The sequence below is a fragment of the Burkholderia sp. AU30280 genome (assembly GCF_020420125.1).
Lineage (GTDB): Bacteria > Pseudomonadota > Gammaproteobacteria > Burkholderiales > Burkholderiaceae > Burkholderia.
Map to the genome: position 1 here is coordinate 46,747 of NZ_JAIZRY010000022.1, position 25,685 is coordinate 72,431.

Below are 25,685 nucleotides of genomic sequence, written 5' to 3' on the forward strand. Positions count from 1 at the left end.
ATCGACGTTGCGCGGGTGCACGATTCGCGGCGCCATACGGCGCCGCCTTCCCTCACTGCGCATCCTGCTTCACACGCTCCGCGGCCGCGATGATCGCATCGGCCACCGCCTTCGGCTGGCTCAGCATCGACACATGGCTGCCGTTCACGCGCGCGACGGTCGCGCCGATCCGCTTCGCCATCGATTCCTGCAGCGTCGGGTCGATCATCTTGTCCTGCGTCGCGACGACGAACGTCGACGGCTTCGCATGCCACGCGGCCTGCGTGACCTTCTCCGAGATGCAGCCGCCATACCACGGCCCCTGGGTCGCCGCGACGATGCGCTGCTGCGCGGGCGGCAGGTCCGGCGCGAAATCCTGCGCGATCGCCTTGTCCGACAGCGTCGCGAAACCGCCGGCTTCCTTGCGCAGTTCACTGGCCCAGGCGGGCGCCGGCAGCCCCTGCGTGACGTCGGCGATCGATTGGCCGTTGTCGGGCGCGAACGCGGCGACGTACACGAGCGACTTCACCTTGTCGTCGTTACCCGCCTCGCTGATCACGACGCCGGCCCATGAATGGCCGACCAGCACGACCGGCCCCTGCTGCGCGTCGATCGTGCGCTTCGTCGCGGCCGCATCGTCCGCGAGCGAGCTCAACGGATTCTGCACCGACACCACGTGCAGCCCGCGTGCCTCGAGCAGCGGAATCACGCGGCTCCAGCTCGACCCGTCGGCGAACGCGCCGTGCACGAGCACGACGTTCGTGCCCTTCAGGTCTTCTTTCGGCGCAGCCTGCGCCGCCGCCGCACCGAACAGTCCACCGATCACCGCGGCGGATACCAGAACGCGTTTCATCAAACCGGCCATCGTCATGCTCCTTGCTTTGCTGTGTTTTTCACCTGAAGTACTGCAGGGATGGCCGCGCCCGCCGGCGGCAAGCGCGGCAGCCCATCACGAATGCGCGTACAAGTTGTCAGCGGCATTCGGTGCGGCGGGCGCTTGCGTCGCGCCGCGATGGCCGACAGGCGTCGATGCGTCGGCCATGTTGTCGCCCTGCGACTTCGACGGGCCGTTCTGGTCGGAGCGCGCGACCTGCAGCGCGGCGGCGACGTCCTCCGGGTAATGCGGTTCACTGCGGGCCGGGTTGTAGCCGGCCTGTTCCAGGCGGACGAGTTCGGCGCGCACGTCGGCACGCGTGAGGCCGTGGCCGGTATCGGCGAACGACAATGCGGGGATGGCGGCGAGGACGGCGACGGCGAGGATTCGAGCGGCTTTCATGAAGGTTCTCCTTGAAGGAAGTAGGTCAGTCGATCATTCGGCATCCGATCCAGATCGTCTGGCATCGAACGTTTCCTGCATGTCGACAGTAGAACCCGCGCACGTATCTGCCATGTTTCCGAAATCGGTGCTTTCCGCATGCCAGTTTTTCAGGAGCGGCCGCAGATACAGTGCGATACAAACCGGGCTGCCGCATCGTTCGCTGCCCCGTTTGCCGATGTGCGCCCCAAGGCCCACCCGCCATGAAAAAAGGCGTGCCACACACGGCACGCCTTTCGGTCGAACACATCACGCCACGCGCGTCACGGCGCCAGCCGCGTGAACACGTCATCGTGATTCTTCACACGCGCCTCGTGGCACGCAAAGCACGTCCGATGCTGGCCGATATCGGCCGGCACGCCGTTGATGAAGCGCCCGAACCCCCAGCCGCCCGTCGATGCATAACGGCGCGAGTCCTTCACCATCACCTGGACCGTCGTCGCCTGGCCCGGCACCGTCGCCGGCGGGAACGCGTCGGACTGCTTGCGCTTGTACGCGAGCTTCACGAGGATCGCGCCGTCCGGGAACGGCAGCGTCGCCTGTTCGAGCGCGCGGATCGCGACGGGGTTGGCGAGCACCACGCGCAGTTCATCGAGCGGCGCGGCCTCTTCGGCCGGCGCGACCATTTCCCACTTCCGGTAGCCGGGCGGAATCGTCACGCCGTAGATCGGCGACGCGGCGGCAGCCGGCTGCGGCTGCTCCGCCAACGCGGCCGGGCCGCTCGCCAACCCCGCACCGGCCGCCAGCACGCCCGCGACGAACACGCGGCGCGCGGTGCGCCGCACCACGTCCACGCGTGCCCGCATCACAGGTGCTCCACCTGCAGGATCGCGTCCGCGAACGCCTGCGGCGCCTCCTGCGGCAGGTTGTGGCCGATGCCGCCGGTGATCGTCCGGTGCTGGTACTTGCCCGTGAACTTCTTCGCATACGCGGCCGGTTCCGGATGCGGCGCACCGTTCGCGTCGCCTTCCATCGTGATCGTCGGCACCGTAATCGCGGGCCCGGCGGCAAGACGCCGCTCGAGGTCGTCGTACTGCGCCTCGCCCTTCGCGAGCCCGAGGCGCCAGCGATAGTTGTGAATCACGACGGCGACGTGATCCGGGTTCTGGAACGACGCGGCCGAGCGTGCATAGGTTTCGTCGGAGAACTGCCACTTCGGCGACGCGAGTTGCCAGATCAGCTTGTTGAACGCGTCGCGGTTCGCCGCGTAGCCCAGCGCGCCGCGCTCGGTCGTGAAGTAGAACTGATACCACCACTGGAACTCGGCCTGCGGCGGCAGCGGCTTGCGGTTCGCCTCCTGGCTGCCGATCAGGTAGCCGCTTACCGATACCAGCGCCTTCACGCGCTGCGGCCACAGCGCCGCGATGATGTCGGCCGTGCGCGCGCCCCAGTCGTAGCCGCCGAACACCGCGCGGTCGATCTTCAGCGCGTCCATCAGCGCGATGATGTCGACAGCGGTCACGGCCTGCTGGCCGTTGCGCACCGTGTCGGCCGAGCGGAACGTCGTCGAACCGTAGCCGCGCAGGTACGGCACGATCACGCGATAGCCGGCCGCGACGAGCAGCGGCGCGACTTCCGCGTAGCTGTAGATGTCGTACGGCCAGCCGTGCAGCAGGAACACGACGGGGCCGTTCTGCGGCCCGAGATCCGCATACCCGACGTTGAGCACGCCCGCGTCGATCTGGTGGATCGTACCCAGCGACGCGACGCCGGCCGTGCGCTTCGCAGGCGCCGCATCGGGCACCGGCTGCGCATGCGCAAGGGCGCTGAACCCGAGGTCGGCGAGGCTCAGGCTCGCCAGCGTCGTACCGAGGATCAGGCGGCGGCGGGTGTTCACGGTATCAGGCATGACTCGTTCTCCAGTGTCGATCGCTAAGAAGGGGCCCCGCGGCACGTGCGGGCACCCGGGAATCGGCGTTCGCAACGGCGGCGCATGGCACCGCGCCGCCGCGTGAATCGCTTCACCGGATTTATACCCAAGGCCTCTGGAGGCTTTGTATCCCAACGTATCTGTGCACGAACACGACACACGGCGATTCAAAAATCGTGCTGGAAACGCGCATGGGCGGGCGAGTCGACCCGCATTCACCCCTTGAGCCACACAGGCACACGAAGCCGTTCAGTCCTTCCGGTCCGGCAGGATATGCGCACGAATCGACCGCCCCCGCCACGATATGTGATCGATCCGCGCGCGCAGCGTGTAGAGCGCCACCGACGACAGCGTGCTGAACCTGAGCAGCGCGACCGGGTTGCCAATCCCGGCCGGCACGCGCTCGATCGCATCGAACCGCGGGAATCCATACTGGGTCAGGAACGCGCCGACCTCGTCGTCGCGTGCGTGTTCCTCGACATTGACCAACAACAGTTCGGCCATGACGGCTCCTTTCTCCGTTCGTTCGTCCGCCCGTCACCGGATCAGCTCGCGCGTATGGTGCGCGATCATCAGTTCTTCGTTGGTCGGAATCACCCACGCCGGTACGCGACTCGACGCCGTCGTGACGAGCGGCCCGCCGGCGTGGTTCGCGTCGACATCGATCTCGACGCCGAGCCAGGCCGCACGGCGCATCACCCCTTCGCGAATCGCCGCCGCGTGCTCGCCGATCCCCGCCGTGAAGACGATGGCGTCGATGCCTTCCATGGCGGCGGCAAGCGAGCCGAGTTCGCGCGCGATGCGGTAGACGTACAGCTCGATCGCGAAGCGCGCGCGTGGATCGTCGCTCGCGAGCAGGGTGCGCATGTCGCTCGATATGCCGGACACCCCGAGCAGGCCGGAGCGCCGATACAGCAGATCCTCGACGGCGCGCACGTCCATCCCGAGCTCTTCCATCAGGAACAGCACGACGCCCGGGTCCAGGTTGCCGCAACGCGTGCCCATCGGCAGTCCGTCGACCGCCGTGAACCCCATCGTGCTGGCAACGCTCTTGCCCGCCACGAGCGCACACATGCTCGCGCCGTTGCCAAGGTGGGCGACGACCGTGCGCCCGCGCGCCGCCCGAGGCGCGACGTCGGGCAGCACGCTCGCGATGTACTCGTACGAGAGCCCGTGGAAGCCGTAGCGGCGCACGCCCCGGCCGGTGATCGACTCCGGCAGCGCGAACGCCTGGGCCACCGCGGGCTGCGTGCAGTGGAACGCCGTGTCGAAGCAGACCACCTGCTCGATACCGGGCCGCACCGTTTCGAGGATGCGAATCGGCGTCAGGTTGTGCGGTTGATGCAACGGCGCGAGCGGGGTGAGCTTTTCCAGCTCGGCCACGATCGCGGGCGTGACGCGCACCGGGCCGCTGAAGCGCTGCCCGCCGTGCACGACGCGATGGCCCACCGCCGCGAGACGATGCCCTTCCCGATGCGCCTCCAGGAACGCGGCGATCTGCGCGAGCCCTTCGTGATGGCCGAACGTATCGCCGCCGCCCCATTGCTGCTCGTGACGTTCCGCGTGACGGTCGACGGCGCTGAAGTGCGCGGTGGCCGTATACAGGCCGTCGACCTGACCGTGCACGATCAGCCCGAGCGTGTCGCCCTGCACGTCGAATGCGGAAAACTTGATGCTCGACGAGCCGGCATTCAACACCAGAATCACGTCTGCCATGGCGTCACCCCGCGCGCGCGGCGGCTTCACGCTGCGCGTTCGCGACGAGCATCGCGACCGCGCATGAAGCCAGCCGGGTGATCAACGAATCGGCGCGACTCGTCAGGATGATCGGCACGCGCGCGCCGAGCACGATCCCCGCCGCGTCCGCGCCCGCGAGGAACGACAGGCTCTTGGCGAGCATGTTGCCCGCTTCGAGGTCCGGCACCATCAGCACGTTCGCATGCCCGGCCACCGGCGAATCGATCTGCTTGATGCGCACAGCCTCGGGGTCGATCGCGTTGTCGAGCGCAAGGGGGCCGTCGACGAGCGCGCCGGTAATCTGCCGCCGGTCCACCATCTTGCACAGCGCGGCGGCTTCGAGCGTCGACGGCACTTTCGGGTTGACCGTCTCCATCGCCGACAGGATCGCCACGAATACCTGCGGAAATGCCAGCGCATGCGCAAGATCGATCGCGTTCTGCAGGATGTCGACCTTTTCCTCGAGCGTCGGCGCGATATTGATCGCCGCGTCGGTCACGATCAGCGGATCGGCGTGCGCGGGCACGTCCATGACGAAGCAATGGCTGATGCGCCGGCCGGTGCGCAATCCGGCATCGTGACGCACCACTTCGGCCATGAGCTCGTCGGTATGCAGGCTGCCCTTCATCAGCGCGGCCGCCCGCCCGTCGCGAACGAGCCGCACCGCCGCGGCCGCCGACGCCTCGCTGTACGGCGCATCGACGATCTCGTGATCGGCGATCGACAGCCCGCACTGCGCGGCGGTCGCTTCGATCCGTGCGCGCGGGCCGACCAGGATCGGTGCGATCAGCCGCTTGCGCGCCGCCTCGAGCGCCCCCTCGAGCGAGCTTCGATCGCACGGATGCACGACGGCCGTCGGCATCGGCGCCAGCGTCCGGCAGTGTTCGATCAGGCGGTGATACTTCTCGTGTCTGGTTTCCATTGCGATTCCTTGCTGTCCGTCACTGCACACGATCGAGGGCCGCGACCGGCCCCTTGGCCGGCCGCTTCGCGGGCGGCGCGCCCAGCACCGCGCGGATGCGTTGCAGGGCCGCCCACTGTTGCTCGCTCACCGCCGCGCTTTGCACGCGCGGATCGCCCAGCAGCTTGTCCAGCAACGTCAGCAGCCGCCCGCGATCCTCCGGCCGGGCAAGCAGGGCCGGCAGCGTGGCGACGGCCTGTTGCGACGCATACGTCGCGATGATCTCCTGCTCGCCGTAGATGCGCCGCCACTGGTCGGGCGGCAGGTCCGGAAGGTAGTCGGCGTAGGTTTCGGCGAGTTCGCGCTCGGTCGCAAGCTGCGCCAGCGGAAACGGCTCGCCGCTGCGCTCGAGCAGGAACGCTGCGCGCGCCACTGCTTCGGTGTAGCCGCCCCGGTCGATCGACGCGAGCGCCTCCTTCACGAACGGCAGGTCACGGGGGTCCGTCGCCGCCGGCGAAGCAGCGTGACGGTCGCGATACTGCTCCGCGAAACGCAGCATGAACGGCTGCGTATACAGCGTGAAGAACAGCGCCTCGGTGCCCGCATCGCGGATCGCGCGGAAATAGTCGAGCGACGCGCTGATGACGTCCGAGCCGCGACGCTCGAGCCTGCGCCACGGCTCGATATCGTCGGCCGGCTGGCGGTTCGCCTTGACCGTGTCGGCGGCCGGTTTCAGCCATCGCAGCCACGGATTCAGGTCCGAAAACGCCCAGCGCTGAACGCGCAGCGGATGAAAATCGCGCAACAGTTGTGCCGTGGTCTCGCTCGATGCCTGCTGCACGAACGGCTGCATGAACAGTTCATAGGCGCGCTGCGTGAATTCGGACAGCTCGGCGACGGCCGCGAACGCCTGTTCGTCCTTGCGCCCGAAGCGGTTGAAGTGTTGCGCGATCTCTTCGAGACGGTGCTCGGCGAAGGTGACGTCGTACGCGACCTTTCCGTCGGCGCCTTTCACCTCTTCGATCGACATCGCATAGAGGCCCGGCGGCAGCGTCTCGACGGCATCCAGCACGCTGACGATCTGTGCGTGCTCCTTCTTCGCGACCTTGCCCGACACGAAGATACCGAGATGCCCGACATCCTCCTCCATCAACCCGATGATGACCTGCCCGCGCGACTTGATCTCCTCCGTGCTGCCGTAGATGTCCGCGACCCAGTTGAACGCCTGCTGCGGCGGCGTGATGTTGTCGCCCATCGACGCGAACAGGATGATCGGCGAGCGGATCTCGCGCAGGTCGAACGCCTTGCCCGCCCCGTCCCGCACCTCGCCGGACCAGAGCTTGTTGCCGATGAACAGGTTGCGCGTGATCCATTCGATCTCTTCGCGGTTCATCAGGTAGTAGCCGCCCCACCAGCGCTCGAACTCGAGGAAGCGCGGCGGCTCGGTGTCGATGTTGTCGTACACGTGGTAATACTTGTCCCACAACGTATTCGCCGGGTTCAGGTTCTCGAAGTTCTGCACGAGATACGCGCCGTCGAACTTGCCGTTGCCGAGGTCCGACGAGAACGACGCGAGCCAGGTGCCGCCGAGCAGGCCGCCCGCATAGCGCATCGGATTGTCGCCGGGCCCCTCGCTCCATGCGCCGCTCCAGTACGACATCGGGGCGCCGTTGATGACGATCGGGCCCGTATCGTCGGCGGACGAACTCGCGAGCATCATCGCGGCCCAGCCGCCCTGGCAGTTGCCGACGATGGCCGGCTTGAGGCTGTCCGGATGCAGTTCCCGCACTTTCCGGACGAACGCCTGTTCCGCCGCGCACACGTCGAGCAGCGTCTGGCCGGGCTCGGGCTCCTGGAAGAACACGACGAAGTACACCGGATGCCCTGCGCGCAACGCAACGCCGACTTGCGAATCGTCCTTGAAGCCGCCGATTCCGGGGCCGTGCCCCGCGCGCGGATCGATGATCAGGTAAGGCCGTTTCGCGGCGTCGACGATCACGCCGTCCGGCGGCTGGATGTGAACGAGCGCGTAATTGACGGGCCGCTCGAACTGCCGCCCGTCGAGCACGACGTCGTAGTCGAAATGCAGCACCGGCTTGAGCCCCTGGGCCGCGCGCTCGACGTATTGCGTGCCGCGCTCGCGCAGCGTGTCCCAGAACAGCAGCGAGCGCTGCACGGCGTCGACCGCGTAATGCCATGCGCTCAGCGGCGAGAAAGGTGTGCCCGAAGGCGCGGCGCCCGGATCGTGGCTGGGGCTGTCGCTGCCGTCGAGTGCTTCGCCCAACCGTTTCCCGTACTGTTCCAGCGCGTGCCGCGTGCGCTTATGCAGGACGTGGACAATCTCCGCGGCGATCTCGTCACTGCGCGCCAGTTGCGTGGCAGCATCCATAACACTGTTCTCCAGAGGGGCAAGGTGAATCGCGACGCATGCCGGGAGCGGCCGACTCGCGTCAGCCGAGCACGTGCATCCCGGCGTCGATGTAGTGAACGCCGCCGGTCATCGCGCGCGCGGCATCGCTGGCGAGAAAGGTGCACAGCGCGCCGACGTCATCGATGTCGAGCGCCCGGCGCAATGGCGCACGTCGCGCGGTGTCGTCGAGCAGGTGATCAAAGTTCGGCAGCCCGGAGGCCGCGCGCGTGGGCAATGCGCCGGGCGAAACGGCGTTCACCCGAATGCCTGCCGATCCCAGTTCGACGGCCAGGTAGCGAACGGAGGCCTCCAGCGCCGCCTTGACCGGCCCCATCACGCCGTACTCGTCGATGACCCGGTCGGCGCCGATGTAGGTCATCGCCATCAGGCTGCCGCCGGAGGTCATCAACGGCTCGGCAAGCTTGGCCATCCTGATGAACGAGTGGCAGGAGGTATCCATCGCGAGTGCGAACCCTTCCGGCGAACTGTCGACGACCCGCCCGTGCAGATCGGCCTTCGGTGCATAGGCAACGGCATGCAGCAGAAAGTCGAGGCCGCCCCACTGCTCGCCGATCGCGTCGAACGCCTCGCGCATCTGGTCGGTCCGGCTCACGTCGAGAGGCAACGCAATCGCCGGCTTCAGCTGTTCCAGCAGCGGCTCGACGTACGGCAACGCGCGGTCGGATTGCCAGGTCACGGCCAGCTCGGCACCCGCTGCGTGAAATGCGCGCGCGCATCCCCAGGCGATGCTCTGCTCGTTCGCCAGGCCGACGACGATTCCCCTTTTGCCTTCAAGGGGCTGCAAGCCATTGCAAGACACGCGCGACTCGCGCACGTCGTGATTCGTCATCGCGAAACCTCGGGTCGAATTTTTTCACCGGACGAAACTGCGTCAAGGCCGGTTGGCCTTTATGCGGAGAATCATTGTATTGAGGGTTTCAAACCATCTGATCATTCGCGCGACATGTTTTTGATTTTTATCAAAATCGCTTTTGAATCAGATAATTACGTTGAAATGTTTCGATCCATAAGTGCGCATTTCATCGATATGTCATTCAATCGTGTGTGCAAGCGCGTGGTGCTTCTGCAGGCAGCAATCCAGTCATCGCCGTTCTCGCCATAAAAAAGAAACGAACGCGAGTGGCATGACTGCGCCGCCCCGCGTTCGTCGATTTCATGACCGGTTGGCTGCCCAACGCACGATCTGTCGCTTCGTCACACGGCACCGACCGGGCCATCCGTCGGCCGGTTGCGTGCCGGCCGCGCACCGGGACATCCCCACCTATCGGAATGCGATCGGCTGATCTGCCGGACGCGGCGTCTCGCCGCTACGCTGGATCCATCCGCCCCCCAGCGCGCGGTACAGGTTGACCAGGTTGGTCCAGCGCGCCAGACGCGCATTGATCAGCGTCTGCTGCGCGTTGTACAGGTCGGTTTGTGCGGTCAACACCGACAGATAGCTGTCGGCACCGCTCTTGTAGCGCAGGTCCGACAGGTCGAAGCGGCGCTGCTGCGCGTGCGCGTTGCGCTCCAGCGCCGCGATCTGCTGGTCGTACGTGCCGCGTGCGGCCAGCCCGTCGGCCACGTCGCGGAACGCCGCCTGGATCGTCTTCTCGTAGTTCGCGATCTCGATGCGCTTCTGCACGTGCGCGAGATCGAGGTTCGCGAGGTTCGAGCCGCCCTCGAAGATCGGCAGCGCGACGGTCGGCGCGAACGACCAGGCCGCCGTGCCGGCCTTGAACAGGCCGCCCAACGTCGGGCTTGCCGTGCCGAACGCGGCCGTCAGCGAGATCTTCGGGAAGAACGCCGCGCGCGCCGCCCCGATGTTCGCGTTCGCGGCCAGCAGCGCCTGCTCGGCCTGCATCACGTCCGGGCGACGCGTCAGCAGATCCGACGGCAGGCCTGCCGGCACGTCCGGGAGCAGGTTCTGCGCATCGAGCGGCAGGCCCGCCGGCAGATCGTCCGGCAGCGGCTCGCCGATCAGCAGCACCAGATAGTTCAGCGCCTGCGCACGCGCACGCGCCTGCTGCTGCTGGTTCGCGAGCGCCGTCTCGACGACCGTCTGCGCCTGGCGCAGATCGAGTTCCGTGCCCGTGCCGTTGTCGAACTGCAGCTTCGTCAGGTCGTACGATGCCCGCGCGGTCTTCAGCGTGTTCTCCGTGACCTTCAGCAGATCGTCGGTCGACAGCAGCGTCAGGTATTGATCGGCCACCTGCGCCACCAGCGAGATTTCCGACGCCTGCCGTGCGTAGGCGGTCGACAGATACTGCGCGAGCGCCTGGTCCTTCAGGCTCTGCACGCGGCCGAACAGGTCGAGTTCCCACGACGCGGAAAGCCCGACGTTGTAGGTCCGGGTGATCGTGGCCTGCTCCGTCGGAGAAACACCCTGCGGATAGCGCTGGATGTTTCCCGTCCCCATGCCGTCAAGCGTCGGGAACAGCCCCGCGCGCGTGATCTGGTACTGCGCACGCGCCGCCTCGACGTTCAGCACCGACACGCGCAGATCGCGGTTGTTCTTCAGCGCGATCTCGATCAGCCGCTGCAGGCGCGGATCGGCGAAGAATTCGCGCCAGCCGATGGCCGTCGCCGCCTGGCCGTTCGCGCTGCGTGCACCCGCTGCGGCGCCCGGCTGCGTCGAATAGACGCCGCCGGCAGGGTACGCCTGCGCGACGGGTGCGTCGGGCCGCGTGTAGTGCGGCGCCATCGTGCAGCCCGTGGCGAAGAGCGCGGCCGCCGCAACCGCCGCGATGCGAATTCGACTCATGATGCTCCCGTGGCGCGCCGCCGCGGCACGCGTTTCAGATTGCACGTTCATACGGCCTCCAGCACGCGAGCGCGCTCGCTGGTCACCGCCTCGCGATGGCGCTTCGCGATCAGCGTGTACACGGTCGGCAGCACGAACAGCGTGAACAGCGTCCCGACCAGCATGCCGGTGGAGACCGTGATCCCGATCGCGAAGCGGCTGGCCGCCCCCGCGCCGCGCGCGAAAATCAGCGGCACGAGCCCGGCGACCATCGCGGCCGTCGTCATCAGGATCGGCCGCAGCCGTACCGCGGCCGCGTGCTCGATCGCCGCGCGCCGGTCGAGGTGCTGCGTGCGTTGCAGTTCGTTCGCGAAGCTCACCATCAGGATCCCGTGCTTCGAAATCAGGCCGATCAGCGTGACGAGCCCGATCTGGGTATAGATGTTCAGCGTCGCGAAGCCGAGGTACAGCGGCACCAGCGCGCCGCACACCGACAGCGGCACCGACACGAGGATCACCAGCGGATCGCGCAGGCTCTCGAACTGCGCGGCGAGCACCAGGAAGATGACGACGAGCGCGAACACGAACGTGACGGTCAGCCGATTGCCCTCCTGCACGTATTGCCGCGATTCGCCGAGCCAGTCGATGTCGTAGCCGGCCGGCAGCGGCTGCTTCTGCAGGAACTCGACCGCTTGCCCCATCGTCACGCCGGGCGCAGCCACCGCCGACAGCGTTGCCGAGTTCAACTGGTTGAACTGCGTGAGGGCGTTCGCCTGACTGCCATTCGACACGCGCACGACGGTCGAAAGCGCCACCATCTTGCCGCCGCGCGTTTTCACGTAGTAACGGTTGAGCATCTCCGACGACAGGCGCTCCGCGCGCGCGACCTGCGGAATCACGTCGTACGAGCGGCCGTTGTGGTCGAAGCGGTTCACGTAGTTCTCGCCCACGAGCACGGCGAGCGTATCGGCAATGTCCTTCATCGTCACGCCGAGCGCATTCGCCTGGTTGCGGTCGATCGTCACGCCGACCGCGCGGCTGTCGAATGTCAGATCGCTGTCGACCACCGCGAACAGGCCGCTCTTCGAGGCGGCGGCCTTCAGTTTGTCCATCGTCGCGAAAATGTCCTTGAAGTCGGCGGGCGCGCGCAGCACCATCTGGATCGGCAGGCCGCCGCTCGACGCGGGCAGCGACGGCAGCAGGAACGTGAACACCTGGTCGCCGGCGATCGCGTTCGTGCGCGCCTGCACGAGCGCCTGCAGGTCGGCCGCACCGCGTGTGCGCTTCGACCAGTCGACGAGGTTCACGCCGGCAAAGCCGAGATTGGCCCCGCCGACACCGTTCAGCACGAAGCTCGTGTCGGCTTCAGGCAGCGAGCGGAACACCTTCTCGATCTGCGGCGCGTAGCGTTCGAGGTAGTCGAGGTTCGCATACTGCGGCGCCTTCACCTGCAGCATGATCGAGCCCTGGTCCTCCTGCGGCGCCAGTTCCCGCTTCACGCCGCTGAACAGCACGCCGATGCCCAGCAGCACGCCCGCGCCGAACACCAGCACCGCCGGCCGCGCGGCGAGGCTCGCGTGCAGCAGGCGCCGGTAGCCGTGCGTGACGCGCGACAGCGTGTGTTCGATCGCCCGCGCGACGCGGCCCTCCGACATCCGGCTGTCGAGCAGCAGCGAGCTCAGCATCGGCGAAAGCGTCAACGCGATCACCGCGGACACGCACACCGCCCCTGCGAGCGTGAAAGCGAATTCGCGGAACAACGAGCCGGTGAGCCCGCCCATCAGCCCGATCGGCGCATACACCGCAACGAGCGTGATGGTCATCACGATCACCGGCGACGCGATCTCGCGCGCGCCGAGCAACGCCGCGCGCGCCGGCGGCTCGCCCGATTCGATGTGCCGGTGAATGTTCTCGACGACGACGATCGCGTCGTCGACGACCAGCCCGATCGCCAGCACCATCGCGAGCAGCGTGAGCAGGTTCAGCGAGAAGCCCGCGGCCAGCATCAGCGCGGCGGAGCCGACGAGGGCGAGCGGAATCGTCACGACCGGGATCACGACCGCGCGGAACGAGCCGAGGAACAGGAAGATCACGACCACGACGATCGCGATCGCCTCGATGATCGTCTCGCGCACTTCGTCGATCGACGCGTTGACGAAGCGCGCGACGTCGAACACATCGCCGATCCTGATGCTGGCCGGCTTGCTGCGCTCCATCGTCGGCAGCAGTGCCTGCACGCCGCGCACGATATCGAGCGGGTTGCCCGACGGCGTCGCGTTGATCGCGATGTTGACGGCGCGGTGCCCGTTCATCAGCGCGCTCGCGTTGTATTGCTGGCCGCCCAGCTCGATCGTCGCGACGTCGCGCAACCGCACGAAACTGCCGCTCGCGTCCGATTTCACGACGAGGTTGCCGAACGCGCCGACGTCGGTCAGGTCGGTGTTCGCGGAAATGTCGGCAACGGTCAGCGCACCCTTCAACTGGCCCGGCGCGGCCTGCACGTTGTTCGCCTTCAGCGCGGCCGCGACATCGGCGGCCGACAGCCCGTGCGCGGCGAGCCGCGACGCGTCGAGCCAGACCCGCATCGCGAGGTTCTGCCCGCCGACGATTTCAGCCGACGCGACGCCCGGCACCGTGGTGACCAGCGGCTGCGCCACCCGCACCACGTAATCGGTGATCTCGGGGATCGACAACGTATCGCTCGAGAAGCCCAGATACATGACGGCCGTGGGCGCATCGGTCAGCTTGGTGATCACCGAGTCGTACGCGCCCTCGGGCATCTTGTACTTGACCTCCTGCACCTTCGCCATGATTTCCGTCATCGCGCGGTCGGCGTTCGCATTCAGGCGCAGCCGCGCCTTCACGACGCTCTTGCCCTGCGTCGACGTGGAGGTCAGATACTCGATGCCGTCCGCCGTCGCGATCGACTGTGCGATCGGCGTCGTCACGAAACCCTGCATCAACGCCTGCGACGCACCGGGATAGGCCGTCTCGACGCTGATCGTCGCGCTCTCCAGCATCGGATACTGGCGCACCGGCAGCGCGCCGAGCGAGCGCACGCCCACCAGCAGGATCAGCAGGCTGCAGACGAGCGCCAGCACCGGCCGCCGCACGAAGATGTCGGTGAAGCGCGCGCCTTGCGTGGTCTGGCTCATCGCACCGTCTCCCGTTGCGTGGACGCATCGGCCAGCGCCTGCACCTTCGCGCCCGGCGCGACGCGCAACTGCCCGGTCGTCACGACCACGTCGCCGGCGCGCAGCCCGTCGTCGATGACGATGCGGCCACGCTCGCGCGCGCCGGCCCGCACCTGGCGCACGCGCGCCACGCCGACGCCGTGCGCGTCGCGCTGTTCGACCACCACCACGGTGTCGCCCGCCTGCGAGGTCTGCACCGCGGTATCCGGCACGCTGATCACCGCGTCGCGACCCGGCAGCGCCAGATGCGCGTCGATATACATCCCCGGGCGCAGCAACTGGTCGGTATTGGCCACCGTGGCCTGCACGGTGATGTTGCGGGTTTCGTCGCCGACCTGCGGCTCGATCGCGGTCACGCGCCCTTCGAACGTGCGGCCCGGATACGCATCTGTCGTCACGCGCACGGTCTGGCCGAGCGCCACGCGGCTCAACGCTTTCTGCGGCACCGTGAAGTTCGCGTGCAACACGTCGAGATCCGTGAGCGTCGCGATCGCGTCGCCCGGGTTCAGGTACTGCCCGAGGTTCACGCGGCGCAAGCCGATCACGCCGGAAAACGGCGCGCGGATCGACTTCTGCGTAATGACCGCCTGGGTCTCGCGGATATCGGCGCGCGCAGCGTCAAGCTCGTAGCGGCGGGCGTCGAATGTCGCCTTCGGCTCGGCCCCGTTCGGCACGAGCTGCTCGGCGCGTGCGAACTGCCGGCGCGTATAGTCGGCCTTCGCCTGCAGCCCGGCGAGCTTCGCCTGCTCGGGCGCGTCGTAGAGCTGCACGAGCGGTTGCCCGGCACTCACGCGCGAACCCGCGACGAACTGGATGCCGACGATGCGGCCCGCGACTTCCGGCGCGATGGTCACCTGCCGGACCGCTTCGAGCGAACCGACCGCGTCGAGCGTCGGCGCCGTCGCCTGCGGATTCACGACGATGGTTTCGACCGGCAACGGCGCCGGCGGCGACGCAGGCCGATCGGCGGCCGACACACGTTCCGTGCGCCACAGAAACAACGCGCCGAACAGGACGATCAACGCGCCCGCGGTAAAAAACATTGAGCGTCTCACCGATATCTCCCCAATCAATCAGTCATGGCATCAGTGTGTGGGGAGCGGCCTGCCCCGGATGTCAATTTTTTGAATCCCCGTTTAAATATTTCGCATGCCTGACACGAAAAAAAACCGCATGCCCCGAACGAACGGGACATGCGGTGAAAAGACACCCGCCACGAGGTCAGATCGTCGTGGCCGGCGATCGCGACGCATGAAGGGTCCATGCGCGCGCATACGGGTGTGACATCGCCAACAGGACGGCGCCGAACAGCAGCAGCGGATTGGTACTGACCGCCCCGCACATGAGGAACAGCACCGACATCGCGGCGGCGCCGGCAACGCCCCACGCGGTTGCGATGCCGAGCAGGATCGACAGCCCTGCCGCCAATTCGAGCCAGGGCACGGCCAGGTTGACCGCGACGACGTGCGGCAGCGCGACGTGTCCGATCGCGCTGGCCAGCGCGAGCCGCACGGCTTCGGGCGCCGCCGTGGATCGCGAGACGGCGGCCGTCAGGAATGGCCCCGCATCGAAGTGCCCGAAGAGCTTCGTCAAGCCGGCCCAGATCCAGAACGCGCCGAGTACGAGCCGCAGCACGAGTGCGACGGCGGTCTTCATCGCGCCACCTGCGGATGCAGGCGATGCAGCTGCCGGAAACCGATCAAGGTCACGCCCAGCAAACACGCGAACATGACGGCAATCGCCGCGTTCGTCTCCATGGGCATCGCGCTGACGACCCCCGACACGATGGAACCGAGCGCAAGCATCAGGCACCCCTGCAGGCTCGCGGCGGCGCCCGCGCGGCCCGGGAACAGGGCCATCGAGCGCGCCATCGCGTTGGAGAAGATGAAGCCCTGCGCAAACGCAATCAGCATGATCCCGCCGAGTGCGGTCACCAGGATCAGCTCGCCGCCGCTCGACGCCACGCAGGCCACCCCGAGCGCAAAGGTCACGATGCCGCCGCGCATCAGCTGCTCGCCGCTGTAGCGCCGGATCAGGCTCCGGTTCAGCGTCGTGCCGCACAGGTAGCACAGCCCGACGCCGAGCGCGGTCGAACCGAAATACGACGCCGAATGCCCGAGGCGGAACTGCACGATGTACGGCCCGATCACGTTCCACATCAGGAATGCCGAGAAGCTCATCCCGAGCATCGCGACCGCCGACTGGAACTGGGAATCGGACAGGATCTCGCGATAACCCGCGATGGTTTGCCGCGGCGTGCGCCGCAACTCCGGTCGCAGCGTCTCGCGCAGGCCCGCGAACGCGAACGACAGCACGACGAGCCCGTAGCCGCAGTAGACGACGAAGTTCCAGCGCCAGCCGGCCCACTCCTGCACGTGTCCGCCGATATACGGGGCGATCACGGGGCCGAGCCCGAACGCCAGGCTGAGGTAGACGATCGCGACGCGGAAGCGGTCGCCCTTCAGCCGGTCGACCAGCACGGCGCGCGCGACGACCTGGCACGACCCGATCGCGAAGCCCTGGATCGCGCGTGCCGCCATCAGCACCTCGAACGACGGCGCGGCCACCGCGAGCGCGCTGCCGGCGATGAACAGCGCGAGGCCGAACAGCACCGACGGGCGCCGGCCCAACCAGTCGGCCAGCACGCCGAACGCGAGCTGGCCGATCGCATAGAACACGAGCGTGATCGTGATCGTGTTCTGCATCATGCTCGGCATGACGTTGAGTTCTCGACCGATGGCCGGGATGCTCGGCGCGTAGAGGTCGATCGCGATCCCGCCGACGCTGTTGATCAGCGGCGCCAGGAACACGAGAAAGTTTTCGTATCTTTTTGAGTCGGACATGGGGACGTTCCTGAAATGACGGGACAGGCCGACGCGAATGCGTGCGGCCCGTCGGGATCAGTGACCGTTTGCGGTGAATTCAACCTGCCTCGGCGGCATGCGGGCCGACGGCGGATCGTCGAACGGACTCCACTTCGGCAAATCGTTGCGCCAGGCCATTTCGCCGATCTTCACCATGATGACGCGCGGCGAGTTGTCGTAGTACGTACCCCAGTCGACATGCCTGTCGCGTACCCGGCTCACGCAGGCGCGGCCGAGATCGTCGTAGGTGATTTGCAGCGACTGCACGATGTGACGCACCCGCTCCGTCGCCGTCATCAGCACGTACCGGTAGTGATGCTGGGCCAGTGTGCGGAACACGTTCGCGATCAGGTAGCGCCCGGCGCCCTTCGAGCCGAACGACGAGAACTGCCCGAGCTCGACCAGCTCCGCACGCGACAGCCCGTAAAGGCTCGTCAGCGATTCGTCGAGGTAGTGCTCGGAGAACAGCGGGGCGCTGTCGCCCCAGCTGAGCCCCAGGCACGCGTAGCCGGGCAACGTCATCGCGCGGTCGGTCAGGCACCAGAACTGGTCCGGGCGAGGCTCCGGACGCGCGCCGTGCGCCTGGTAGTAATGCTGCGAGACCGCGAGCTGCATCTCGCGATAGGCGTCCTGGCCCGGATGAAAGCTTCGTACGATGTGCACGGTCGGCTCCCGGTCAGTACAGCGACGCCGCATGATCGCGCTCGATCAGCTGACGGCGCGGCCGCCCGGTGACCGTGTAGTAATCCTTGCGGAAACGCTCGATGTCCGTCACGACCCGGACGCGCCGCACACGCGCGAAATCCGCGAGCCGCGGTTCGAGCCGCGCCATCTCGTTGCGCACCGCCGCTTCGTCGTGCGTGGACAGCACGATCGCCGCCGGCTCTTCGCGCCCTTCGCCGAACACCACGATGTCGTCGATCAGCGCACTTTCCTTGTAGACCGTCTCCACCCACTCCGGCGAGATGTTGCGCGCCGTCGACAGGATGATCACGTGCTTCTTGCGACCGGTGATGTACAGGAAGCCGTCGACGATCTCGGCGATGTCGCCGGTGTGCAGGTAGCCGTCGGTGAGCTCGCACGACGTATCGTCCGAGTTGTAGTAGCCCGCGCAGAGCGTCGGGGTGCGCACGCGCAGCTCGCCGTCGACGATCACCGGCACGATCCCGTCGAGCAGCGTCCCGGCCGAGCCGATGCGGCGCTGCCCCGGGTAGTTCAGCGAGATGATCGAGCTGTTCTCGCTGAGCCCGTAGGCCTCGTAGACCTGGACCCCGCGCTTGTCCAGCGATTCGAGCACGGTGGCCGGAATCTTCGCGCCGCCCGTGATGATGTGCGGATTGCGGCGGCCGAACAGTTGCGTCGTGCCGGTCGACTCCAGCAATGCGTCGGCCTCCTCGAGCAGCTTCGGCGGCAGGTACAGGAAGTTCGGATCGACGCGGGCGATCAGGTCCAGGTAGTCGCGCGCATTGCCGCTGCGTGCGCCGTACTCGGCGTAGTTCGCGGGCATCAGCGTCAGCGAGCCGCCGGACAGCACCGGCAGGAACACGCCGAGCACCTGTTCGATCAGCAGGCTCATCGGCACGATCGACAGGTAGTCGAGCGGGCCGGCCGGCACACGCTTGAGCACGTTCGTCACGAGCAGGCCGACGGCCTCGTCGCGGATCTTCACGCCCTTCGGCTTCGACGTCGTACCGGACGTATGGATGATCCCGCAGATGCCCGGCTCGATCCGCTCGCCGGTGGGTGCGCCCGCCGCCGGCCATGCACCGCGCTCGCTCGCGGCGTCGATGCATGCGATGCCGGGCAGGATCGCGCCGATCCGCGCGGCCGTGTGGGCGTCCTGCGTGAAGATCGCGGTTGCCTTGTGCAGCAGGCTGCCGATCTGCTCGTCGGAGAATTCGATCGGCACCGGCAGCAGCACGGCCTTTACGCGGAAGATCGCGAGCATCGTCGCCACCCACGTGTAGCTGGAGCGGGCGGCGATCCCGAAGACGAGGCCGCTGCAATCGCCATAGACGTCCTGCAGCGTCGCCGCGATGCGCGCGACGTCCGCGCGCAGTTCGTCCAGCGAGTATTCGCGGCCATCCATCTCGCGCACGACCACGCGGTTCGGCGCTTCGGCGAAATGACGTTCGATGAGTGCGCTGATCATGCAATGGCTCCCTTGCGATAGCTTTGCGCACCGAAGATGCGGCGGCCCGTGTCCGCGAGACGGCGGCGGCCGTGCATCACGCGGCTGTTGTCGATCACGACGATGTCGCCCTTGTTCCAGAACAGGTCGTACGTATAACGGGCGGTCACGTCCTTGATTTCGTCCCACACCTCGAAATCGATGTCGGTGCCGTCGGCCCACGTGATCAGCGGCGGCTCATAGTTCACGCTCGGCCCGAGCAGCGAGTTGCAGAACGCACGACGGCCGGAGAAGCAGCTGGTGATGATCGCATCGGTCACACGCTCGGACGACACGAGAAACGGGTCGAGACGGCGATAGTGCTGGCCTCGAACGCGCTGGTTGACGACCTCGAGATGCGAGTCGTTCACTTCGTGCGCCGGCACCTGCAGTTCGACGCTCAGGAAGCGTTGTACGTTCGGCCAGGGAATGCGGCGCGAATACTTGATCTGGCGTTGCTCGAACAGGCGACGCACGGCCGGCGTCAGTTCGTGCAGCACGCGCTGCCCGTCGCAGATCGTCGTCTCGGAGCCGACGCGAGCCGGCTCGAGGCAGTAGAACCATTGCAGGTCGGGCGTGAACGGCAGGTTGCCGTTCTCACGGTGCAGGCCCATTTCGAGGTCGCCGGCATCGATTTCCGCGGTGTTTTCCGTCGAGGTCTTGCGTGCCGGATCGAACGTGACGCGCGCCGAATGCTGGCTGACGAAGTGATTGAAATCGTCGAGCGTATCCGCGAAATTGCGATAGATGACGACACCCGAATGGGCGAGCTGCTCGTACAGCCCGTCAGTATCGACAAGGTCGATCGCCTTTTGACCGGGCTCGAGGCTTTCGATCAACTCGAAGCCGAAACGCGGCAATGGTTTGTGCTGAACCTGCGCAGTGACTACGTCAACAACATCCATCATGGTTGCCTCTCAGAGTAGTTAGTTTTGCGTTCGAAGCACTGCTTCGTCGAACACTGACCAATCTACCGACACGGCTGGGCACACCGTTTTAAAAATTAAATGGTGGATGTAAATTTTGTTTAGGGTCTTGCAAGGAAGCCCGGCTTTGCTTCCCCACGGGCAATAAACCGGACGGCGGCGATCGCCGGCCAGTGCGGGCAAGTTGCGGCTACGCGCGCGGCAATTCCCCCGGCTCGAGCGCGTTGGCGCTCGCGAGATCCTTGAACAGCGTGCGCATGGTGCGGATGTCGGGGTTCCTCTCCATCGGCGTCGACCAGATCACGTCCAGCGTAAAGGTCGGGAAGCCAAGCGGCACTTCGCAGATCTGCACGCTCGCCGGAATCGACAGGTACGGGATCAGGCGCCGCGGCAACGTCAGCGCAACCGGCAGCCGCGCAACGATGTTCAGGCAGGCCTGATACGTGTTGGCGCGCGCGACGATGCTGCGCGAGCGGCCGAGCTTTTCGAGCCAGCCGTCGATCATGTTGCGCTCGGAGACCCACGGCGTCGGGAACACGTGGTCCATGTCGCAGAATTCGTCGAGCGAGACGCGCGTCGACTGCGCGAGCTTGCGCGACGCGGTCAGGCACACGAAGGTGTCGGAAAGAACCGATTCCCATTGCAGGTCGGGATGCAGCCGGTGATAGCCAGGGCCGAAGCCGATCGCGAAATCGATTTCTCCGGCCAGCAGCCGTTCCACCGGAAGTTCGCGGCCGAGGCGATCGACGATCAGCGAGGTTTCGCGGCCACGCTTCATGAACGACTCGAGCACACCCGGCAGCAGCAGCAGCTCGAAGTACTCCGGCGCACAGACGCGCATCACGCGGCGCGCCGCCGCGACCACCTGGTCGTCATCCATGTCGGCGCAGTGATTCACCGCGTCGATCACGTTGCGCAGATAAGGCTCGATGGCCTCGGCCTTGGGCGTCGCGACGAGGCTGCCGTGATCGACATCGAAGAGCACGTCGTGAAAGCAATTGCGCAACCGCTTCAGGCAATAGCTGACGGTGGGCTGGCTGATGCTCATGACCTCGGCGGTGCGGCGTGCGCTTTTGTGTTCGTACAGACACAGAAACACCATCACGTCTTGTAAGTCGAGCTGGCGCAATACGTTACTGTTGAGCACGATTTTCCTCGTTATTGTTGTCATGGGACGTTTTCCCGGTTCCCCTCGACGCCCCGGCGATACTCCGGCGATCATCGATCGCCCTTTCCCGTCACGCCTGGCCAGCCTCGTCCTGTGGCAGTTCCTCTCCCGGCAACGCGAGCAGCGCCTGCTTCAAGAGCGCCGCGAGCAGGGTACGGTCATCGGCATCGAGTCCGCCGAGCAGCAGATTCTGCGTATCCACGTGCACATGCACCGCCCGGTCGATCAACTCAAGGCCTGCCGGCGTCAACCGCACGGTGAGGCTTCGGCCATCCTGTGGATTCGGGACACGCTCGACGAGCTCAGCCTGCTCCAGGCGCATCAATCGGTTCGTGATCGCTCCGGACGTGATCATGAGCGAGCGGTAAAGTTGCGTCGGCGACAGCTCGTAAGGCTTGCCGGCACGTCGAAGCGTCGCCAGCACGTCGAATTCGCCTTCCTTGAATCCAAACGGCGAAAGCGCCTCCGTACGCGCTTTCTCGCAGTGCTTCGCCAGCCGCGCGAGCCGGCCGAAAATTTCCATCGACGCGACGTCGAGCTCGGGGCGTTCGTGGCGCCACTGAGCCACAACCCGATCGACATGATCCTCCTTGGCCCACGCCATCATGAATGTCCTCGCATTTGAAGGGGCTCTCGATGAGCGCTTGTCATCAATATATCTCAATATTAAGATAATCGCGAGAGCGCATGTTGGGCGCAACAACGGAGCAGACCCATGACAAAACTATCATTCGGAGACCACGATCTCTACTACGCGGATGTCGGCAGTGGCACGCCCATTTTGTTGATTCACGATTTAGGCAGTTGCGGGCGCGCGTGGGCGCGCCAGATGTCGTTCCTGCGTCAGGCGGGTTTTCGAGTGATCGTGCCGGACCTTCCCGGCCACGGCGCGTCGTCCTATCCGGATCGCATGCTGGATATTCCAGCATTCGCCAGCGGCCTGGAATGTCTGCTGGATCATCTCGGGCTGGAAAGCGCGAACCTGGTTGGCCTGTCACTCGGTGGCGCCATTGCACTATCGGTGGCGATCGACGCCCCGTCACGGGTTGGCAAGCTGGTCATCTGCAACGGATTCTCGAACCTGGTGGCCGACGATGTCGCGCGCCGGTTCGAGCTCTGGAAGGCAGGGTTCCAGCGCGGCGACGGCGCGACTCGCTGGTTCGAGGAAATGTGGCCGTTAATGGTGAGCGCCGAGTTTGCTCAAACGGAAGACGGAGAGATCGCCTATCAGATCGGCCATGCCCATGCGGCAGGCGCGGATTCGGCCTTCCTGGCGCGCCTTTGCGAGGGCATCGCGAACCATGACGTGCGCAGACGCTTGAATCTCGTCCGCAGCGAGACACTGGTCCTGCAAAGCGACGACGATGGCGTTCACCCGGCGATCGAGGGGCAGCGGCTTGCCGCGATGATCCCGGGCGCACGATTCAGTGCGCTGCCGGGAAGCGGGCATCATCCGAATCTCGACTGCGCCAGGACATTCAACTGGACGCTCCTGCGCTTTCTGTCGGATCACAACGAGCTGGATGCAGCCCACGTTGCACCCTATTCGGATTATTGCCGGGGCGCGTAACACCGGCGGCGACTTCGCCACTCCGGCTGACATTCCGCCACGTCCAGTGCCGTGACTGGATGACCGTTTGCATGCAATGCGTAGCGCTCGTTCCCAGCCACCCGGAAGGAACCCGCATGGCCTCCCGTGCATGACGCCCGCTCCCCCACTGCCGGAGGCGCGGCGAGCGGCCCGGCCTGCGCGACCGCTCGCCGGTGCGACGCTCAGAGCGCCTTGACGATCGCGCCGTCGACGCGAATGTTCTGCCCGGTGATGTAGCCCGCGCCGTCCGACAGCAGGAACGCGACCGTCTTCGCGATCTCGCCGGTCTTGCCGAAGCGGCCGGCCGGAATGCGAGCGACGATCTCCGGCGTTTCCGGCCAGCTGTCGATGAAGCCCGGCAGCACCGCGTTCATCCGGATGTTCTCGGCCGCATAGCGTTCCGCGTAAAGACGCGTCCACGCGCTCAGCGCCGCGCGCAATGCCGACGAAACGGGCATCGGCTGCTCGGGCGCGTCCGCCGCGAAGCTCGAGATGTTGACCACCGCGCCGCCGCCCTGCTTCTGGAAGATCGGCGTCACGCGGCGCATCACGCGCACCACGTTCAGCAGGATCAGGTCGAGCCCCGCGTGCCAGTTGTCGTCGGTGATCGCCAGCAGCTCGCCCTTCGGCGGGTGCCCGGTGTTGTTCACGACCGCATCGATGCGACCGTAGCGCGCGACCGTTTCCTGCACGAGCCGTTCGATGTCGGCTTCGTCCGTCACCGAGCCCTGGAGGCCGAAACCGCCCAGCTCCTCGCCGAGCGCCACCGCACTGCCGGACGGCGACATCAGCGCGACGCGATAGCCCGTCGCCGCCAGCTCGCGCGCGATCGCCGCACCCATGCCCTTGCCTGCCGCCGTGATCAACGCTACTTTTTCTACAGTCACGATTTGCTCCTCGTTCGAATCCTGCCGCCGCGCAACCGCCGTTCGGTGCGCCATGGTGGTAATGTAGGCGCATCAATCATGACTGTCGAACCAGTATTTCTGCCTTCAGCCGATAGTTTTTCTACAGCCTGACGATGCCGCCCCGCCCCTCCCGCCTGCCGCCGCTGAATGCGCTTCGCGCGTTCGAAGTGTCCGCGCGGCACCTCAATTTCCGCGCCGCCGCCGACGAGATCGGCGTCACGCAGGGCGCCGTCGCGCAGCAGGTGCGCCACCTCGAGGACGTGCTCGGCCTGAAGCTGTTCGAACGCCTGCCGCGCGGCCTCGCACTGACGCATGACGGCGCCGCGTACTTCTCCGATGTGCAGCGCGCGCTGCATGCGATCGCCGACGCGACCGACAAACTCGTGAAGCGGCGCGCCGCGCTGACCATCAGCACGACGCCGTCGTTCGCGTCGAAATGGCTGATCCCGCGGCTCGCGCAGTTCACCGATGCGCATCCCGACTACGACGTGCGCGTGATCGCCGACCCGCAGATCGCGACGTTCCGCCACGACGGTGTCGATCTCGCGATCCGCTACGGCAAGCCGCCGTTCGGCAAGCATCTCGCCACGCATGCGCTGTTCCCGCTCGACGTGTGTGCGGTGTGCAGCCCCGCGCTGCTGGCCGCGCCCGCGTCGCCTCGCACGCTCGCCGGCCACGTGCTGCTGCACGACGCGCACGACCTGTGGCCCGAGTTCCTCGCCGCGATGCCCGAGCCCGTCGACGTCGATCCGCACAAGGGGTTGCGCTTCAACCAGACGTCGCTCGCGATCGATGCGGCCGTCGCCGGCCAGGGCATTGCGCTCGCCACCGATCCGCTGGTCGAGCGCGACATCGCCGCGGGCCGGCTGTGCAAGCCGTTCGATTTCGCGTTTCCGCTGTCGGTGGGGTTCTATCTCGTGTATCCGGCCGAGCGGCGCGACGACGACGCGATCGTCATGATGCGCGAATGGATGGCCGCGCAGGTGGTGTCGGGCGGACGCCCCTGAGCGACATTCGGCGGCGTCAGGGCGCGATCCAGCGGCCTTCGTAGCCGCCTTCGTGCAGGTCGAACACCGCGCGGCGATGGCCGGCACGCGCGAGTTCAAGCCAGTCGATGCGCGTCACGGTCACGTGGATCAGGCAGAAGTTGTCGTAGCCGTCGTCGGTCGATGCGGCGCTGTCGGCATGCGCGGCTTCAGGCGACTCGACCGGCATGCCCGGCGGCAACGGTGCGCGATACAGCAGCAGCGTATGCGGACGGCTCGACTGCCAGACCGCACGCCGTTGCGCTTCGTCGTCGCAGATCGATGCAACGCCTTCCACACGAATCTGCACGAGCGCATCGAGATCGTTGGCGACGAGCGCGATATGCGGATCGCGTCGCAGCTCGGCGACCTTCTCCGAACGCGCGTCGGTATGAAACGACAGCACACGGCCGGCGCGGCTCACCTGACGCAACACGATCGTGCGCACCTTCGGCGTGCCGTCGACGCCGAGCGTCGCGGCCTGCAGCATCGTGAACGGCGAGCGCGGTGCGCTCACGCCGGATTCGAGGCAGGACCACAGGCGCTCGTACGTTTGCACGAGCGATTCGGTAGCGGAGGCGGGCATGACGGGGCGGCGATCGTGCGGGTTGCGATCGCGCAAGCTTAGCCGCTTGCGGCGGCAACGGCACGCGGGCGGCTCGGGCGGCGCGCGCGCCGTCGCCGTGCGGCTCAGTTGTAGCCGCGTACGACCGGCGCCGCGTCGCCGAGGTCGGCCGCCGGCTCCGCGCCGAAGCGGCCGAGCACGTCGGCCACATACTGCGGCCCCGCGCTGATCTGCGACGACCGGTGCGCGACCGGCCGGTTATCGCCCGCGCCCGGCGCCGCGCCCGTCGATACGGTGTCGTTGACGATGATGGTCATGT

Annotated in this window: 24 protein-coding genes; 2 read left to right on the plus strand and 22 right to left on the minus strand. The window is 66.7% G+C overall.

Features of this window, described 5'->3' with window-relative positions; all coding sequences use genetic code 11:
- Positions 1–52 precede the first annotated feature (52 nt).
- The 19 genes from LGN17_RS34545 to LGN17_RS34635 all read right to left on the minus strand — a co-directional run bounded on the left by LGN17_RS34545 (position 53) and on the right by LGN17_RS34635 (position 21,884).
- Positions 53–844, minus strand: a complete 792-nt coding sequence (locus tag LGN17_RS34545; RefSeq protein ID WP_226201301.1) for an alpha/beta fold hydrolase — start codon at positions 842–844, stop codon at positions 53–55.
- Between the two features lie 84 nt (positions 845–928).
- Positions 929–1,255 carry a DUF4148 domain-containing protein gene (locus LGN17_RS34550; protein ID WP_175965635.1) on the minus strand — a complete coding sequence of 109 codons (327 nt, stop codon included), beginning with the start codon at positions 1,253–1,255 and terminating at the stop codon, positions 929–931.
- A 302-nt stretch (positions 1,256–1,557) separates the two neighbouring features.
- Positions 1,558–2,100 carry a cytochrome P460 family protein gene (locus tag LGN17_RS34555; protein WP_226201302.1) on the minus strand — a complete coding sequence of 181 codons (543 nt, stop codon included), beginning with the start codon at positions 2,098–2,100 and terminating at the stop codon, positions 1,558–1,560.
- Complete coding sequence (locus tag LGN17_RS34560; protein WP_226201303.1) at positions 2,100–3,143, minus strand: alpha/beta fold hydrolase; 1,044 nt, start codon at positions 3,141–3,143, stop codon at positions 2,100–2,102. The genes LGN17_RS34555 and LGN17_RS34560 overlap by 1 nt, the downstream gene beginning before the upstream one ends.
- A 270-nt stretch (positions 3,144–3,413) precedes the next feature.
- The gene (locus LGN17_RS34565) at positions 3,414–3,668 is read right to left on the minus strand and encodes an RNA-binding protein (protein WP_113194772.1); all 255 of its coding nucleotides are present in this window, start codon (positions 3,666–3,668) and stop codon (positions 3,414–3,416) included.
- 33 nt (positions 3,669–3,701) lie between these two features.
- Entirely contained in the window at positions 3,702–4,880 is a 1,179-nt protein-coding gene (locus LGN17_RS34570) for an acetate/propionate family kinase (RefSeq protein WP_226201304.1), read from the minus strand.
- Between the two features lie 4 nt (positions 4,881–4,884).
- Positions 4,885–5,823 (minus strand): phosphate acetyltransferase, encoded by a 939-nt coding sequence (locus LGN17_RS34575; RefSeq protein ID WP_226201305.1) that lies wholly within the window; start codon positions 5,821–5,823, stop codon positions 4,885–4,887.
- Between the two features lie 19 nt (positions 5,824–5,842).
- The gene (locus LGN17_RS34580) at positions 5,843–8,191 is read right to left on the minus strand and encodes a DUF3141 domain-containing protein (RefSeq protein WP_226201306.1); all 2,349 of its coding nucleotides are present in this window, start codon (positions 8,189–8,191) and stop codon (positions 5,843–5,845) included.
- A gap of 61 nt (positions 8,192–8,252) precedes the next feature.
- Positions 8,253–9,062, minus strand: coding sequence for an enoyl-ACP reductase FabI (gene fabI / locus LGN17_RS34585; RefSeq protein ID WP_226201307.1), 810 nt, complete (start codon positions 9,060–9,062; stop codon positions 8,253–8,255).
- Positions 9,063–9,494: 432 nt separating this feature from the next.
- Complete coding sequence (locus LGN17_RS34590) at positions 9,495–10,976, minus strand: efflux transporter outer membrane subunit (RefSeq protein WP_226201308.1); 1,482 nt, start codon at positions 10,974–10,976, stop codon at positions 9,495–9,497.
- Between the two features lie 47 nt (positions 10,977–11,023).
- Entirely contained in the window at positions 11,024–14,110 is a 3,087-nt protein-coding gene (locus tag LGN17_RS34595) for an efflux RND transporter permease subunit (RefSeq protein WP_226201309.1), read from the minus strand.
- The gene (locus tag LGN17_RS34600; protein ID WP_413227066.1) at positions 14,107–15,204 is read right to left on the minus strand and encodes an efflux RND transporter periplasmic adaptor subunit; all 1,098 of its coding nucleotides are present in this window, start codon (positions 15,202–15,204) and stop codon (positions 14,107–14,109) included. Before LGN17_RS34600 ends, LGN17_RS34595 begins: the two co-directional genes overlap by 4 nt.
- Before the next feature lie 166 nt (positions 15,205–15,370).
- Positions 15,371–15,805: a DoxX family membrane protein gene (locus LGN17_RS34605; protein WP_175954429.1), complete on the minus strand. Its 435-nt coding sequence runs from the start codon at positions 15,803–15,805 to the stop codon at positions 15,371–15,373.
- A complete protein-coding gene (locus LGN17_RS34610; RefSeq protein ID WP_226201310.1) occupies positions 15,802–16,992 on the minus strand; it encodes a multidrug effflux MFS transporter in 1,191 nt (396 codons plus the stop codon). Before LGN17_RS34610 ends, LGN17_RS34605 begins: the two co-directional genes overlap by 4 nt.
- Positions 16,993–17,049: 57 nt before the next feature.
- Positions 17,050–17,676, minus strand: a complete 627-nt coding sequence (locus LGN17_RS34615) for a thermostable hemolysin (RefSeq protein WP_226201311.1) — start codon at positions 17,674–17,676, stop codon at positions 17,050–17,052.
- A gap of 13 nt (positions 17,677–17,689) precedes the next feature.
- Positions 17,690–19,165, minus strand: a complete 1,476-nt coding sequence (locus tag LGN17_RS34620) for an AMP-binding protein (RefSeq protein ID WP_226201312.1) — start codon at positions 19,163–19,165, stop codon at positions 17,690–17,692.
- Complete coding sequence (locus tag LGN17_RS34625; protein ID WP_226201313.1) at positions 19,162–20,091, minus strand: TauD/TfdA family dioxygenase; 930 nt, start codon at positions 20,089–20,091, stop codon at positions 19,162–19,164. Before LGN17_RS34625 ends, LGN17_RS34620 begins: the two co-directional genes overlap by 4 nt.
- A gap of 208 nt (positions 20,092–20,299) precedes the next feature.
- Complete coding sequence (locus LGN17_RS34630) at positions 20,300–21,256, minus strand: LysR substrate-binding domain-containing protein (RefSeq protein WP_226201314.1); 957 nt, start codon at positions 21,254–21,256, stop codon at positions 20,300–20,302.
- Positions 21,257–21,347: 91 nt separating this feature from the next.
- The gene (locus LGN17_RS34635; RefSeq protein WP_226201315.1) at positions 21,348–21,884 is read right to left on the minus strand and encodes a MarR family winged helix-turn-helix transcriptional regulator; all 537 of its coding nucleotides are present in this window, start codon (positions 21,882–21,884) and stop codon (positions 21,348–21,350) included.
- A gap of 108 nt (positions 21,885–21,992) precedes the next feature.
- Between LGN17_RS34635 and LGN17_RS34640 the strand changes: the two genes are divergently transcribed.
- On the plus strand, positions 21,993–22,847 hold the full coding sequence (locus LGN17_RS34640; protein ID WP_226201316.1) for an alpha/beta fold hydrolase: 855 nt from the start codon (positions 21,993–21,995) through the stop codon (positions 22,845–22,847).
- A 203-nt stretch (positions 22,848–23,050) separates the two neighbouring features.
- Here LGN17_RS34640 and LGN17_RS34645 read toward each other — a convergent pair whose 3' ends face one another.
- Complete coding sequence (locus tag LGN17_RS34645) at positions 23,051–23,755, minus strand: SDR family oxidoreductase (RefSeq protein ID WP_226201317.1); 705 nt, start codon at positions 23,753–23,755, stop codon at positions 23,051–23,053.
- 134 nt (positions 23,756–23,889) lie between these two features.
- Here LGN17_RS34645 and gcvA point away from each other — a divergent pair, with 134 nt between their 5' ends.
- Positions 23,890–24,783, plus strand: a complete 894-nt coding sequence (gene gcvA / locus LGN17_RS34650) for a transcriptional regulator GcvA (RefSeq protein WP_226201318.1) — start codon at positions 23,890–23,892, stop codon at positions 24,781–24,783.
- 16 nt (positions 24,784–24,799) lie between these two features.
- Here the strand turns inward: gcvA and LGN17_RS34655 are convergent, their stop codons facing one another.
- Positions 24,800–25,387 (minus strand): pyridoxamine 5'-phosphate oxidase family protein, encoded by a 588-nt coding sequence (locus LGN17_RS34655; RefSeq protein WP_226201319.1) that lies wholly within the window; start codon positions 25,385–25,387, stop codon positions 24,800–24,802.
- Positions 25,388–25,491: 104 nt separating this feature from the next.
- Positions 25,492–25,683 (minus strand): hypothetical protein, encoded by a 192-nt coding sequence (locus LGN17_RS34660; protein ID WP_226201320.1) that lies wholly within the window; start codon positions 25,681–25,683, stop codon positions 25,492–25,494.
- Between the last annotated feature and the right edge of the window lie 2 nt (positions 25,684–25,685).

Excerpts from the sequence above, each read along its gene's own strand:
- LGN17_RS34570 (WP_226201304.1), bottom strand. The coding sequence starts at position 4,880 with ATGGCAGACGTGATTCTGGTGTTGAATGCCGGCTCGTCGAGCATCAAG.
- LGN17_RS34595 (WP_226201309.1), bottom strand. The coding sequence starts at position 14,110 with ATGAGCCAGACCACGCAAGGCGCGCGCTTCACCGACATCTTCGTGCGG.
- LGN17_RS34580 (WP_226201306.1), bottom strand. The coding sequence starts at position 8,191 with ATGGATGCTGCCACGCAACTGGCGCGCAGTGACGAGATCGCCGCGGAG.
- LGN17_RS34640 (WP_226201316.1), top strand. The coding sequence starts at position 21,993 with ATGACAAAACTATCATTCGGAGACCACGATCTCTACTACGCGGATGTC.
- LGN17_RS34635 (WP_226201315.1), bottom strand. The coding sequence starts at position 21,884 with ATGATGGCGTGGGCCAAGGAGGATCATGTCGATCGGGTTGTGGCTCAG.
- LGN17_RS34620 (WP_226201312.1), bottom strand. The coding sequence starts at position 19,165 with ATGATCAGCGCACTCATCGAACGTCATTTCGCCGAAGCGCCGAACCGC.
- LGN17_RS34625 (WP_226201313.1), bottom strand. The coding sequence starts at position 20,091 with ATGATGGATGTTGTTGACGTAGTCACTGCGCAGGTTCAGCACAAACCA.
- LGN17_RS34660 (WP_226201320.1), bottom strand. The coding sequence starts at position 25,683 with ATGACCATCATCGTCAACGACACCGTATCGACGGGCGCGGCGCCGGGC.
- LGN17_RS34555 (WP_226201302.1), bottom strand. The coding sequence starts at position 2,100 with ATGCGGGCACGCGTGGACGTGGTGCGGCGCACCGCGCGCCGCGTGTTC.
- LGN17_RS34605 (WP_175954429.1), bottom strand. The coding sequence starts at position 15,805 with ATGAAGACCGCCGTCGCACTCGTGCTGCGGCTCGTACTCGGCGCGTTC.
- LGN17_RS34610 (WP_226201310.1), bottom strand. The coding sequence starts at position 16,992 with ATGTCCGACTCAAAAAGATACGAAAACTTTCTCGTGTTCCTGGCGCCG.
- LGN17_RS34590 (WP_226201308.1), bottom strand. The coding sequence starts at position 10,976 with ATGAGTCGAATTCGCATCGCGGCGGTTGCGGCGGCCGCGCTCTTCGCC.
- LGN17_RS34560 (WP_226201303.1), bottom strand. The coding sequence starts at position 3,143 with ATGCCTGATACCGTGAACACCCGCCGCCGCCTGATCCTCGGTACGACG.
- fabI (WP_226201307.1), bottom strand. The coding sequence starts at position 9,062 with ATGACGAATCACGACGTGCGCGAGTCGCGCGTGTCTTGCAATGGCTTG.
- LGN17_RS34575 (WP_226201305.1), bottom strand. The coding sequence starts at position 5,823 with ATGGAAACCAGACACGAGAAGTATCACCGCCTGATCGAACACTGCCGG.
- LGN17_RS34565 (WP_113194772.1), bottom strand. The coding sequence starts at position 3,668 with ATGGCCGAACTGTTGTTGGTCAATGTCGAGGAACACGCACGCGACGAC.
- LGN17_RS34545 (WP_226201301.1), bottom strand. The coding sequence starts at position 844 with ATGGCCGGTTTGATGAAACGCGTTCTGGTATCCGCCGCGGTGATCGGT.
- LGN17_RS34655 (WP_226201319.1), bottom strand. The coding sequence starts at position 25,387 with ATGCCCGCCTCCGCTACCGAATCGCTCGTGCAAACGTACGAGCGCCTG.
- LGN17_RS34550 (WP_175965635.1), bottom strand. The coding sequence starts at position 1,255 with ATGAAAGCCGCTCGAATCCTCGCCGTCGCCGTCCTCGCCGCCATCCCC.
- gcvA (WP_226201318.1), top strand. The coding sequence starts at position 23,890 with ATGCCGCCCCGCCCCTCCCGCCTGCCGCCGCTGAATGCGCTTCGCGCG.